Origin of the sequence: Pseudomonas sp. NPDC096950 (assembly GCF_044762525.1) — a bacterium.
Classification (GTDB): Bacteria; Pseudomonadota; Gammaproteobacteria; order Pseudomonadales; family Pseudomonadaceae; genus Aquipseudomonas.
Genome location: NZ_JBIWEL010000009.1, coordinates 35476 through 47900 on the forward strand (window position 1 = coordinate 35476; position 12425 = coordinate 47900).

Below are 12425 nucleotides of genomic sequence, written 5' to 3' on the forward strand. Positions count from 1 at the left end.
AAGCCGCTTGAGTTGAAGTGTAGTGTCATATTCGCGCTGTAAAGGCCTGTTTTTAAAATATTTCCGGCGACCAGTTATAACCGTTATATCGGTTAGTGCTTAGGAGCAGAGCGGGGAAAGGGAAATATCAGGCAATAAAAAGCCCCGCTTTTTGAGCAGGGCTTTTGAGGTTTTCAGTCTTTCTGGCGTCTCAGGCAACCAGTGCCTGGCGAGTACGATCGATCACGGCCTGCAGCGGTTCAGCGCTGGAGTATTGATCGGGGTACAGGCGTTCGCTGTGACGGGCGATGCCGTGTTCGTTGACCAGAGTGAAGCTGAAGCAGCCTTTGCGAGCGGCCATGATCAGGCAGTTCATTGGTGCAAAAGCGTTGGTTAGGGTGCGAATGGCATCCTGAGTGTGGATTTGAGTAGACATTATTGGTGTTCCTACAAGCGACACGGATAAGAACCGTGCAAAATTAAAACGTTCCAGTGACGACGACCACCATTGGTCGAACGAAGAACCCGACTGGAACAAAGCAGCCAGTTTGAAGCGCTGATAATTGGCGCGCTTGGGCTGGCAGGTAGGTACTTAGGAGGGCAGGCAACACATCAAGGGCAAAGGTTCGGGGCCCGGGGTGAAGATCCTGATCAATTTGCAGGCTGGTTCGGTCAGAGTAAGTGAGCTTCGCAACACCCTTTGCAATCATTTCAAAGGCAGTGTTGACGCAAGATTTACCTGGAAACCATCGAGGTGGTCGATCCCGCTTTGTCGGTGGAGGCTTCTCAAGGGAAGGCTGACCGGGGGGATTTGTTCGACCAGAATTGACTTTCAGCTTGGTACTAACGCCGCGGATACTAACGGATTGAATTTGAGAAAGGAAGTGTGTTAGCAAAAAAGATTGTCGGCGAAGCCATCCAGGCGCTTCCGGGGCCGTGATTATAGGCCGTAAACAGGGACGCTGCCCTGAAATGGCCCAAGACTTTGCCGTTGGTCGCCTCGCCTGCAAGGCTTATCCCCAGGCCTTGCCTGCAAAACGCGCCGAAATAGCGCATTGATATAACCGCTGCGAAGGTACTTGTGCACATAAGTTGCGCAAGCTGTCACGCCACTGTCACCTTGGCTTCAAACGCAGTGGGTGCCTGTAATGAAAATTTAAGTCAATGAAAAACATCGCTTTTTTTTACTGGTGAAAAAATCGTCAGTTTGACTGCGAGCCCCATTCCACAGGGCTTTGCGAGAGTTCAAGGGCGGTTGTCCACTGAGTTATCCACAGCTTCTGTGGATTGTCCCAAGCGCTTGCTCTAGGACGGGCGTGCCGGGTTTTTTTCGACTTTACCTGTAAGAAAAAAAGAGTAGAGTGGCGCGCCTTCCGATCTGCCCTACAGTGCTTTATGAAGTTTCGCTCAGTATCAACCGCTGTTACCGCAACGCCCCCGACTGTTACCCCACCCAAGCGCTTTTCCATGCGTGTGGCCGAGTGGCTACTGGACAGCCCGCGCCTGGGCGATAACCACAAGGTGAAACATTTCGCCGGACGTTTGCTCAAGCAGCCAGCCCGTGAAGGCGTGGTAGCCGCGCAAAGCCGTCTGGGCCAGTTGATGTGCCGCGAGTGCGGCAATGCCCGGGACCGGCGCATCGGCCACGACCTGCTGCGCCAGGCCGCCCGTGCCGGTGACCGCCGCGCCCAGCAGGAACTGGGGCTGGTCGAAGACTGAGCTGTCCAAGACCTGACGCCTTGGTTAACCTTCAGGCTTTATCTCATCGGCAGGAGTCGCTATGGCTATGGACTTGACCAGCATCTTGCTCGGTCTGGCGGGCGCAGCAGTGCCATTGTTGGCGCTGGCCTGGCACATCCAGCGCCGGGCGAGTGCGGAGCAGGCCAGTGTGGCGCTGCTGGAAGAGCGGCTGGCCATGGCCCAATTGGCTCAGGATGGCTTGAATGCCCAGCTCGATGCGTGCCGCGACGAAATCGGTGACCTGAGCCAGGCCAATTCCACCAAGCAAGCTGATCTTGCCGCGCTACGCCGTGAAGTCGAGCTGCTGCAAATCGAACGCGACGATGCTCGCGATGCAGCTCACGCCTGGAATATCGAGCGCGCCGGCAAAGAGGCTGAGTTGCGTCGCCTGGACGCGCAAGCTGCTTCCCTCAACGCCGAGCTGCGCGAACAGCAGGAAAGCCACCAGCAACGTCTCAACGACCTTCAAGGCTCACGGGATGAGTTGCGGGCGCAGTTCGCCGAGCTGGCGGGCAAGATCTTCGACGAGCGTGAACAGCGTTTCGCCGAAACCAGTCAGCAGCGCCTTGGGCAATTGCTCGATCCGTTGAAGGAACGCATCCAGTCCTTCGAAAAACGCGTCGAAGAAAGCTATCAAGCCGAGGCTCGCGAACGCTTTTCCCTGGCCAAGGAACTGGAGCGCCTGCAACAGCTGAACCTGCGGCTGAGCGACGAAGCCACCAACCTGACCCGCGCCTTGAAAGGCCAGAAAACCCAAGGCAACTGGGGCGAGCTGATTCTTGAGCGGGTGCTTGAACACGCCGGTCTGGAGAAGGGCCGCGAGTACCAGACCCAAGTCACCCTCAAAGGCCCGGACGGCGAGCGTTTCCAGCCGGACGTGATCATTTATCTGCCCGGCGATAAGCAAGTGGTGGTCGACTCCAAGGTCAGCCTCACCGCTTATCAGCAATACGTCGCCGCCGACGACGATGCCATCGGCCAGATCGCGATCAAGCAACACGTGCTTTCCCTGCGCAATCACGTCAAAGGCTTGTCTGGCAAGGATTACAAGCGACTTGACGGTTTGCACAGCCTGGATTTCGTGTTGCTTTTCGTGCCGATCGAAGCGGCGTTTTCGGCGGCGTTGCAGGCTGAGCCGACGCTGTTCCAAGAGGCCTTTGATCGCAACATCGTGATCGTCAGCCCGACTACGTTGCTCGCGACGTTGCGGGTCATCGACAGCCTGTGGAAACAGGAACGCCAGACCCAGAACGCCCGGGAAATCGCCGAGCGGGCAGGGTGGCTGTACGACAAGTTCGTGTTGTTTATCCAGGACCTGGACGAAGTCGGCAATCGCTTGCAGCAACTGGACAAAGCCTACAGTTCGGCGCGCAACAAGCTGACAGAAGGGCGCGGCAACCTGGTCAGCCGCAGCGAGCAACTGAAGTTGCTGGGCGCGCGGGCGAGCAAGAGCTTGCCGGCGGATTTGCTGGAGCGGGCGATGACCGATGTGGATGGGTTGGCTGAATTACCGGAGTAAGTCAAAAGCTTCGCGAGCAAGCCCGCTCCCACAGGGGGCTTCAGTGCCACACAGATCCAATGTGGGAGCGGGCTTGCTCGCGAAGGCGTCAGTACAGCCTCCGGCGAATTCAAACCTGCTGAATCACAACGGTAAATGCCGACTCAACAACGCCCTTAACGCCGCCGGCTTCACCGGTTTCGCCAGATAATCCAGCCCCGCCGCGTGCACCTGCGCCACCGTCTCCGGCCGCCCATCCGCACTGATCACCACCCCCGGCACCGGCTCGCCCAATCGCGTGCGCAGCCAGGCCATCAACTCCGTGCCAGTCTCACCATCGTCCAAGTGATAGTCCACCAACGCCAACTGCGGATGCATCCCGTCGCTGAGCAGCGCAGCACACTCTTCACGATTACGCGCGGTCCAGACCTGGCAACCCCAGCGCGTCAGCAGGCTGTTCATACCGATCAAAATGCTGTCTTCGTTATCGATGCACAGCACCTGCGCGCCGCTCGGCAATTTGCCGTTGAGTTCGACCACATTGCTTGGCGTCACCGTCTGCGCCCGGGCCAGCGGCACGCTGACACTGAACACGCTGCCGTGTCCCGGCCAGGAACGCACGCGCAAGGTGTGGCCCAGCACGCGGCACAAGCCGTCGGCAATCGCCAGGCCCAGGCCCAGGCCTTTCTCGGCGCGGGTCTGGTGGCTGTCGAGGCGTTTGAATTCTTCGAAAATCACTTGCTGCTTATCTTCCGGAATCCCCGGCCCGCGGTCCCAGACCTCCAGGCTCAGTTCACCCTTGCGCCGGCGAACGCCCAACAATACCGGGCCTTTGGCATAACGGAATGCGTTGGTCAGGAAGTTTTGCAGGATCCGCCGTAGCAACTTGATGTCGCTGTCGATCCGCAACGTACTGCCGCGCAAGCGGAATTTAAGCCCTTGTTCCTGCGCCTGAGCCTTGAACTCGGCGCCGAGGATATCGAACAACTCATTGAGCACGAACGGCTTGGGATCGGGGTTGATCTTGCCGTTTTCCAGGCGGGAAATGTCGAGCAAGTCGCTGATCAAATCTTCGGCCGAGCGCAACGAACTGTCCAGGTGATGGATCAGCTTCTGCGCCTCGCTGGACAAGCCATCGTCCTGATGGGTCAGGGCGGCGGAGAACAGGCGCGCGGCGTTCAGCGGTTGCATCAAGTCATGGCTGACCGCCGCCAGGAACCGGGTTTTTGACTGGTTGGCCGACTCGGCGGTGCCTTTGGCTTCGGTGAGGGCGACATTGAGTTGTGATAGTTCGTGGGTCCGCGCGGTCACCCGTTGTTCCAGGCCTTCGTTGGCCTCGGTCAGCGCCTGCTCGGCCTCGCGGAACGCGGTGATGTCGGTGAAGCTCATAACGAAACCGCCGCCGGGCATCGGGTTGCCGATCAGCTCAATCACACGGCCATTGGGGAAAAGTCGCTCGGAGGTGTGGGCGCGGCCCTGACGCATCCAGTGCAAACGGCGGGCGACATGCACTTCCGCTTCACCGGGACCACACAGTCCGCGCTCGGCGTTGTAGCGAATGATGTCGGCGATCGGCCGGCCGACGCTAATCAAGCCGTCCGGATAGTTGAACAACTCCAGATAACGCCGGTTCCAGGCTACCAGTTTCAACGATTGGTCGACCACGCTGATGCCTTGGGTGATGTTCTCGATCGCCCCTTGCAGCAGCGCGCGGTTGAACTGCAACACTTCCGACGCTTCGTCGGCGATGCGGACGACATCCTCCAGCTGCATTTCCCGACCTTCGATGGCGGCTTTTACGACGGCTCGTGTCGAAGAAGCGCCGAGCACACCGGCCAGCAAGCGTTCGGTGTGGGCGATCCATTCGCCATCGGCGTTCTGGTTCGGGTTGAAGCCTTTGCCTTGGCGATAAGCGAAACGGATAAAGCTCTGACGGGCGCGTTCTTCACCGACAAACCGCGCGGCCAGTTGCAGAAGATCGTCGATTTGCACCGAAAGCATTGAGCGAGCGCTGGGCCGGGCGCTGATTTCCTGGCCAATGAATCGCCCGGCCTGCCAGTGCTCGGAAACCCGCGTGCGCGACAGCACCGACACCCAGGCGAACAGCGTGAAGTTGGCCGCCATGGACAGCACCACACCTTGGGTCAGCGGAGTGAGCGGCAGGTGCAGCGGATTGCTGTGCAGCCACGCCAGCCCCGGGAAACTGCTCAGCGACCAGCCCAGGCTGTGGGCGGCAATCGGCAGGATCAACGTGTAGAACCACAGGAACGTCCCGGCGGCGAGGCCGGCAAAAACGCCGCGACGATTCGCCTGTTTCCAATACAACGCGCCGAGCATGGCCGGGGCCAGTTGAGTGACTGCGGCGAAGGCGATCTGGCCAATGGTTGCCAGGCTCGCGGTGGAGCCGAGCAGTCGATAACTGACGTAGGCCAGCAGCAGAATCACCACGATGCTGACCCGGCGCACCGAGAGCATCCACTGACGGAACACTTCGAATGGCCGCTCGGCGTTGTTCCGGCGCAGCAACCACGGTAGCAACATGTCGTTGGACACCATGGTTGACAGCGCCACGCTGGCCACGATCACCATGCCGGTGGCGGCCGAAGCACCGCCGATAAACGCCAGCAATGCCAGGGCCGGATGGGCCTGGGCCAGCGGCAGGCTGATGACGAAAGAATCCGGCAGCACCGAACTCGGTAACAACATCTGACCGGCCAGGGCGATCGGGACTACAAACAATGCCGCCAATGCCAGGTAGGCCGGGAACACCCATTTGGCCAGACGCAAATCCTGAGGCTCGATGTTCTCCACCACCGTGACGTGGAACTGCCGGGGCAGGCAGATAATCGCCATCATCGCGACGCCGGTCTGCACCACCATCGACGGCCAGTTGATGGTTTCCTTCCAGTATTCCTCCAGGCGCGGGGCGAGCATGGCCTGGTCAAACAAATCGTCGAAACCGTCGTACAAACCGTACGTCACGAACGCGCCGACCGCGAGAAAAGCGAACAGCTTGACCAGCGATTCAAAGGCGATCGCCAACACCATGCCGCGGTGGTGTTCGGTGGCGTCGAGGTTGCGGGTGCCGAAGACGATGGTGAACAGCGCCAATACCAGCGAGACGATCAGCGCCGTGTCCTGGGCGCGGGTGCCCATGGCATCGGCCCCGGCGCCGATCAACAGGTTCACACCGAGGACGATGCCCTTGAGTTGCAAGGCGATGTAGGGCAACACGCCGACCAGGCAGATCAGCGCCACCACGATTGCCAGCGACTGCGACTTGCCATAGCGCGCGGCGATAAAGTCAGCGATGGAGGTGATGTTCTCCTGCTTGCTGATCATCACCATTTTTTGCAGGACCCACGGCGCGCACACCAGCAGCAGGATCGGTCCGAGGTAGATCGGCAGGAATGACCAAAGTTGTTCGGCAGCCTGGCCCACGGCGCCAAAGAACGTCCAACTGGTGCAATAGACCGCCAGCGACAGGCTGTAGACCCAGGCACGCACACGCGGCGGCAACGGCGCGCTGCGACGGTCGCCGTAGAAGGCGATGGCGAACATGATGGCCATATAGGCCAGGGCAACGGCGGCGATCAGCCCGCTGGACAGCGACATGGAAACTCCAGACAAAGACACCGGGGTTCAGGCCCGGACAGACAGTCTCGCACGATGGCGTAAGTTCGTCAGTGTCGACCAAAGTCGTGGCGTGGCGGGGTGTCGCAGGGGGGGGCTGGGCTTTGGATCTTGGGTGTCTGGGCGGGCCTTTTCGCGAGCAGGCTCGCTCCCACATTTGATCGCATTCCAATGTGGGAGCGAGCCTGCTCGCGAATCGCGGAATCACTGATTCAACGCAATCTCGATCAACCGATGCAACTCCTCAACCTCCAGCGGCGCCGCCGAAAACAGCACGCGAAACACCGTCGGCGCCGAGATCAGGTTGATCAGCCGGTCAATGCTCGGCAACGGCTGATCCGGATATCGATCCAGAATGGTCTGCAATTGCCCGCCAATGATCGCCACGCAAAAGCCCGGCGTAGAGCTGCATTGCACGTCGCGCAACAGGTTGCGACCCAGTTCCGAACTCATCTCATCCAGATACTGCTCGCCCCAGGCACGCAGATCGCCGCGCAGGCTGCCGGTGTTGGCCGGCTCGCTGTCGGGGCGCATGCGGGCGAGGGCGACATCCGCGAGCAACACCGACAAATCGCCCCAGCGCCGATAAATCGTCGATGGCGTCACTCCCGCGCGCGCGGCGATTTGCGGCACGGTCACGGACGCGCGGTCCTGCTCTTCGAGGAGCGCACGGACTGCGGAATGAATCGATTCTTGCACCCTGGCGCTTCTGCCACCGGGGCGTAAACCTTCTTTAATAGCCATGTGGCGGACCTTAACACAAAGAATTTGCTTTAAGCGCTAGTCAGTAGCACACTTCGCAAAAGCAAAAACTTAGCTTTTGCGGAGTGTGCCCATGTCTCTTCCAGTATCAAACCGTTCCAGCCTGTGGTTTCTGGCGATCACTTTACTCAGTTTTCTCGCCGCTTCCACGGCACCGACGCCGTTGTATCACTTGTATCAGGACCAGCTGCACTTTTCCGCCGCGACCCTGACCCTGATCTTCGGCGTATACGCCCTCAGTTTGCTGGTGGCGCTGCTGACCGTCGGCTCGCTCTCGGATTTCCTCGGGCGAAAACCGGTGATCTTCACCGCGACAGTGCTGAACATGCTGGCGATGTTGCTGTTTATCAATGCTGACAGCGTCACCTGGTTGATCAGTGCCCGGGTCCTTCAGGGTTTTGCGACAGGGATGGCCACCGCCGTGTTGAGCGCTGCGCTGCTGGATACCCACCGTCAGCACGGGCCGCTGATCAGCAGTGTCGCGCCGTTGCTGGGCATGGCCGTCGGCGCCATGGGCTGCGGCTTGTTGGCCGAATTCGCGCCGCTGCCATTGCAGCTGACCTTTTGGGTGCTGCTCGCGCTGTTTGTGATGCAGGCGCTGTACGTCTGGCGTCTGCCGGAAACTGTCAGCCCGCAGCCTGGCGTATGGGCTTCGCTGCGGCCGACCTTGCATGTGCCGATCCAGGCGCGGCGCACGTTGTGGTTGGTGCTGCCGATCAACACCGCGGTGTGGGCGCTGGGCGGTTTCTTCGCTTCCCTGGCGCCATCGCTGGTGCGCACCGCCACCGGTTCGACCTCGAACCTGATTGGCGGCTCGACCGTCGCCGCGTTGTCGGTAACCGGTGCGTTAATGATCTACACCCTGCGCAATCGACCGGCGGACAAGGTGTTGCGTCTGGGCGCGAGTTTGTTGCCGGTGGGCATTGTGCTGATTCTGGCGGCGGTTCACAGCGCCAGCCTGCCGCTGTTTTTCATCGGTACGCTGGTGGCCGGCTGCGGTTTCGGCGCCGGTTTCCTCGGTTCCGTGCGCAGCCTCGTACCGCTGGCCCTGCCCCATGAACGGGCCGGGTTGATGTCATCGTTTTATGTGCTCAGTTACCTGGCGTTTTGCTTGCCATCGTTGCTGGCCGGGAACTTGACCCGCACCTTTGGGCTGATCGCGACCACTGATGGTTATGGCGCGGTGCTGATCGTCCTGGCCGTAGGGGCATTGCTGACGTTGATGCGCCAACGATCGTTGAAAGTCTGCCCATCATAAAAAAAACGCGGCACCCGCCAAGGTGCCGCGTTTTTTATTGCGCCGATCAGATCTGCGCGAACCCGCCATCCACAAACAACTCGATTCCGTTGATGAAGCTGCTGTCATCCGACGCCAGGAATACCGCCGCTTTCCCGACTTCGGCCGGCTCGCCGAGACGACCGATCGGAACCTGGCTGGCCAGGAAATCCAGCAAGCCTTGCTGCTGATCCTGCGGCGCAAGCTCAGTCAGGCCTGGCGTATGGATCGGGCCGGGACTGATGACGTTGACGCGAATCTTGCGTGCTTTCAAATCCAGCAACCATGAGCGAGCGAAGTTGCGCACTGCGGCTTTGCTGGCGCTGTAGACGCTGAAGTTTTCCGTGCCTTTGGTGGCGGTGGTGGACGCCGTGAGGATCACCGAACCGCCGTCCTTCAACAAGGGCAGGTATTTCTGCACGGTAAACAGCAGGCCTTTGACGTTGATGCCGAAGATACGGTCGAAGTGTTCTTCGGTGATCGCCCCGAGTGGCAACATGTCACCGCCGCCAGCGTTGGCGAACACGATATCCAGCGCGCCGGCCTTGTCTTTGATCACGGCAAAGATCCGGTCCAGATCGGCCAGGTTCGACACGTCGCCCTGAATCCCTGTGATGTTGTGGCCGATGGAAGCCACCGCCGCATCCAGTTCCGCTTGACGGCGACCGGTGATGAAGACGGTGGCGCCCTGATCGACGAAGGCTTGGGCCGAGGCCAGGCCGATGCCGGTGGTGCCGCCAGTGATCAATGCGATTTTGCCTTTGAGGGTGCTGCTCATCGTGTGAATCTCCGCTAAGTCATGTAGGAAACTTGTTGGCGAGTTTGTGCGCCGTTGAACCCACTCTATGCCTCATGATTCAGCGGAAAAATCACCTGAATCGGGTTTGTTTGTACATGGTTGTGGACAATACTCAGGGCCTGTCACCTGAGGTGTCCGCTATGAATCAATTGTTGGCCATGCGCGTGTTTGCGCGTGTCGTGCAGGCCGGGTCGTTTACCAAAGCCGCTGACTCCCTGAGCCTGCCGAAGACATCCGTCAGCAAATTGGTCGCCGAGTTGGAGGAACACCTCGGCGTGCGGCTGCTGCAGCGCACCACCCGCCGGCTGACCGTGACCGCCGATGGCATGGCTTACTGTGAACGCGCCATGCAGTTGATGGTGGAGCTGGATGATCTGGATAACAGCTTCGCCTGCGCCCAGGGCCAATCCCGAGGCAAGGTTCGCGTGGACGGCGGTGGTTCGGTGGCGACGCTGCTGATCATCCCCGCACTACCGGATTTCTACGCGCGCTACCCGAACATCCAGATTGAAATGGGCGTCAGCGACCGGCCGGTGGACCTGATCAGCGAAAACGTGGACTGCGTGATTCGCGGCGGACCGCTGACCGAACTGTCCATGGCCGCGCGGCCATTGGGAATGTCGTCATGGACCACCTGCGCCGCGCCGCGTTATCTCGAACGGTTCGGCGTTCCAGCCGATCCCCGGGATCTGGAAAAAAACCATCACATCGTCAGCTACCACTCGGCCCGCACCGGGCGGGTGATGCCGGCGCGGTTCGAACGTCACGGGGAAAAGTACGAAATTCGCGGGCAGGGTGTGTTCAGTGTCAACGAGAGCAACGCGCATCTGGCTTCTGGGCTCGCCGGACTGGGCGTCATCCACACCTTCACCTACACCGTGCAGTCGCACATCGAGCGTGGCGAGCTGGTGCCGATCCTTGAAGACTGGCGCCCGCCGCGCTATCCGTTTCATGTGCTGTACCCGCCGAATCGTCACCTGAGCAACCGGGTGCGGGTATTTATCGATTGGCTGGCGCAGTTGTTTGCCGGTTTGAGTTAGCCTTGGCCTTGCCACCCATTCGACGGACCGCCCCATGAAGATCATCCGCAGCAAATCCTTCACCGCCGAGCGTGCCTGGGGCGCGTTGGACATCGCCAACATGAACGGCATCACCACCCGTTTGCACTGGACCGACCAGCCGTACAAATGGCACGTCAATGATGGTCAGGAAGTGTTTGTGGTGCTCGATGGGCAAGTGCAGATGCATTACCGCGAAGAGGGCGTCGAGCAGCAAACCTTGCTGGAAGTCGGCGATATTTTTTATGCGTCGGTGGGCACCGCGCATGTGGCGCATCCTATTGGCGCGGCGCGGATCTTGGTGATCGAGTCGGAAGGCAGCGTCTGACGTTATATCTGCAAAACAGATAACAGTTAGAGATATTACCCGTTATATAGATATTCGATCCGGATCTACCATGGGCTCTACCTCATCAGAGGACAGGAGTTCGCCATGATCTGCCCCAATACTGCCAAGCCCGGTTACAAACCTTTAAGTCTTCTTCCGCGTCCGCTGGAAGCGATTCGCCAGTTCACCCCGAACTGGTTCGCCGCCACCATGGGCACGGGCGTGCTGGCCTTGGCACTGGCGCAAGTGCCCGTCGCCATCCCCGGTTTGCACGCGGTGGCCGAAGGTTTGTGGCTGTTCAATATCTTTCTGTTTGTGTTGTTCACCGGGTTGTACGCCGCGCGCTGGGTGTTGTTCTTCGATGAAGCGCGGCGGATTTTCGGTCACTCAACGGTTTCGATGTTTTTCGGCACCATTCCCATGGGCCTGGCGACCATCATCAACGGCTTCCTGGTGTTCGGTTTGCCGCGTTGGGGCGATGGTGTGATTCACGTGGCCGAGGTGTTGTGGTGGCTGGATGTGGCGATGTCCCTGGCGTGCGGGGTGTTGATCCCGTACATGATGTTCACCCGCCAGGAACACAGCATCGACCAGATGACCGCTGTGTGGCTGTTGCCCGTGGTCGCGGCGGAAGTGGCGGCCGCCAGCGGTGGTCTGTTGGCGCCGTACCTGGCCGAGGCTCATTCGCAACTGGTGGTGCTGGTCACCAGCTACGTACTCTGGGCATTTTCCCTACCGGTAGCGTTCAGCATTCTCACCATCCTGTTGCTGCGCATGGCGCTGCATAAACTGCCCCACGAAAACATGGCCGCCTCGAGTTGGCTGGCGCTCGGCCCGATCGGCACTGGCGCGTTGGGCATGTTGCTGCTGGGCGCCGATGCCCCCGCGATCTTCGCCGCCAATGGCTTGCCTGGCATCGGCGAAATCGCCGCCGGGCTGGGGCTGGTGGCCGGGATCACGCTGTGGGGCTTCGGGCTGTGGTGGATGTTGATCGCGGTGCTGATCACCGTGCGTTACCTGCGCGCCGGTATCCCGTTCAACCTGGGATGGTGGGGTTTTACTTTCCCACTGGGCGTCTATTCTTTGGCGACGTTGAAACTGGCCAGCACTTTGAACCTCACCTTTTTCAGTGTCTTCGGCTGTGTACTGGTGGCGTTGCTGGCGGTGATGTGGCTGATCGTCGGCAAGCGCACCGTGCAGGGCGCCTGGCGTGGCGAGCTGTTTGTCTCGCCGTGCATCGCAGGATTAAAGAAATAACCTGCAAAGATTAGGTAATGTGTGGCCTGGATCGGCGTTCGATATTCCAATAACAAAATCCACGTCACTCTCTATCTAACATCAGCTACCCAACA

At 59.9% G+C, this 12425-nt stretch carries 10 protein-coding genes; 6 read left to right on the forward strand and 4 right to left on the reverse strand.

Annotation, left to right across the window (positions count from 1 at the left end):
• Positions 1–190: 190 nt before the first annotated feature.
• A complete protein-coding gene (locus tag ACIQY3_RS15870; protein WP_003214941.1) occupies positions 191–415 on the reverse strand; it encodes a hypothetical protein in 225 nt (74 codons plus the stop codon).
• Between the two features lie 959 nt (positions 416–1374).
• Here ACIQY3_RS15870 and ACIQY3_RS15875 point away from each other — a divergent pair.
• Together ACIQY3_RS15875 and rmuC are read left to right on the forward strand one after the other, a co-directional pair.
• On the forward strand, positions 1375–1698 hold the full coding sequence (locus tag ACIQY3_RS15875; RefSeq protein WP_403020993.1) for a sel1 repeat family protein: 324 nt from the start codon (positions 1375–1377) through the stop codon (positions 1696–1698).
• A 175-nt stretch (positions 1699–1873) separates the two neighbouring features.
• Complete coding sequence (gene rmuC / locus ACIQY3_RS15880; RefSeq protein ID WP_403021303.1) at positions 1874–3238, forward strand: DNA recombination protein RmuC; 1365 nt, start codon at positions 1874–1876, stop codon at positions 3236–3238.
• 123 nt (positions 3239–3361) lie between these two features.
• On the opposite strand, the gene ACIQY3_RS15885 is transcribed toward rmuC, so the two are convergent.
• Complete coding sequence (locus ACIQY3_RS15885; RefSeq protein WP_403020996.1) at positions 3362–6832, reverse strand: NahK/ErcS family hybrid sensor histidine kinase/response regulator; 3471 nt, start codon at positions 6830–6832, stop codon at positions 3362–3364.
• Between the two features lie 222 nt (positions 6833–7054).
• On the reverse strand, positions 7055–7594 hold the full coding sequence (locus ACIQY3_RS15890) for a TetR/AcrR family transcriptional regulator (protein ID WP_403020998.1): 540 nt from the start codon (positions 7592–7594) through the stop codon (positions 7055–7057).
• A 91-nt stretch (positions 7595–7685) separates the two neighbouring features.
• Here ACIQY3_RS15890 and ACIQY3_RS15895 point away from each other — a divergent pair, with 91 nt between their 5' ends.
• Entirely contained in the window at positions 7686–8870 is a 1185-nt protein-coding gene (locus tag ACIQY3_RS15895) for an MFS transporter (protein WP_403021000.1), read from the forward strand.
• Positions 8871–8916: 46 nt separating this feature from the next.
• Here the strand turns inward: ACIQY3_RS15895 and ACIQY3_RS15900 are convergent, their stop codons facing one another.
• The gene (locus tag ACIQY3_RS15900) at positions 8917–9666 is read right to left on the reverse strand and encodes an SDR family NAD(P)-dependent oxidoreductase (RefSeq protein WP_403021003.1); all 750 of its coding nucleotides are present in this window, start codon (positions 9664–9666) and stop codon (positions 8917–8919) included.
• A 161-nt stretch (positions 9667–9827) separates the two neighbouring features.
• On the opposite strand from ACIQY3_RS15900, the gene ACIQY3_RS15905 reads away from it, so the two are divergent.
• The 3 genes from ACIQY3_RS15905 to ACIQY3_RS15915 all read left to right on the forward strand — a co-directional run bounded on the left by ACIQY3_RS15905 (position 9828) and on the right by ACIQY3_RS15915 (position 12330).
• Positions 9828–10727, forward strand: coding sequence for a LysR substrate-binding domain-containing protein (locus ACIQY3_RS15905; protein WP_403021005.1), 900 nt, complete (start codon positions 9828–9830; stop codon positions 10725–10727).
• Positions 10728–10761: 34 nt separating this feature from the next.
• Complete coding sequence (locus ACIQY3_RS15910; protein ID WP_054615697.1) at positions 10762–11073, forward strand: cupin; 312 nt, start codon at positions 10762–10764, stop codon at positions 11071–11073.
• 105 nt (positions 11074–11178) lie between these two features.
• The gene (locus ACIQY3_RS15915; RefSeq protein WP_403021008.1) at positions 11179–12330 is read left to right on the forward strand and encodes a TDT family transporter; all 1152 of its coding nucleotides are present in this window, start codon (positions 11179–11181) and stop codon (positions 12328–12330) included.
• The last annotated feature ends 95 nt before the right edge of the window (positions 12331–12425 follow it).

Excerpts from the sequence above, each read along its gene's own strand:
- ACIQY3_RS15905 (WP_403021005.1), top strand. The coding sequence starts at position 9,828 with ATGAATCAATTGTTGGCCATGCGCGTGTTTGCGCGTGTCGTGCAGGCC.
- ACIQY3_RS15870 (WP_003214941.1), bottom strand. The coding sequence starts at position 415 with ATGTCTACTCAAATCCACACTCAGGATGCCATTCGCACCCTAACCAAC.
- ACIQY3_RS15890 (WP_403020998.1), bottom strand. The coding sequence starts at position 7,594 with ATGGCTATTAAAGAAGGTTTACGCCCCGGTGGCAGAAGCGCCAGGGTG.
- ACIQY3_RS15910 (WP_054615697.1), top strand. The coding sequence starts at position 10,762 with ATGAAGATCATCCGCAGCAAATCCTTCACCGCCGAGCGTGCCTGGGGC.
- ACIQY3_RS15895 (WP_403021000.1), top strand. The coding sequence starts at position 7,686 with ATGTCTCTTCCAGTATCAAACCGTTCCAGCCTGTGGTTTCTGGCGATC.
- ACIQY3_RS15915 (WP_403021008.1), top strand. The coding sequence starts at position 11,179 with ATGATCTGCCCCAATACTGCCAAGCCCGGTTACAAACCTTTAAGTCTT.
- ACIQY3_RS15875 (WP_403020993.1), top strand. The coding sequence starts at position 1,375 with ATGAAGTTTCGCTCAGTATCAACCGCTGTTACCGCAACGCCCCCGACT.
- ACIQY3_RS15900 (WP_403021003.1), bottom strand. The coding sequence starts at position 9,666 with ATGAGCAGCACCCTCAAAGGCAAAATCGCATTGATCACTGGCGGCACC.
- ACIQY3_RS15885 (WP_403020996.1), bottom strand. The coding sequence starts at position 6,832 with ATGTCGCTGTCCAGCGGGCTGATCGCCGCCGTTGCCCTGGCCTATATG.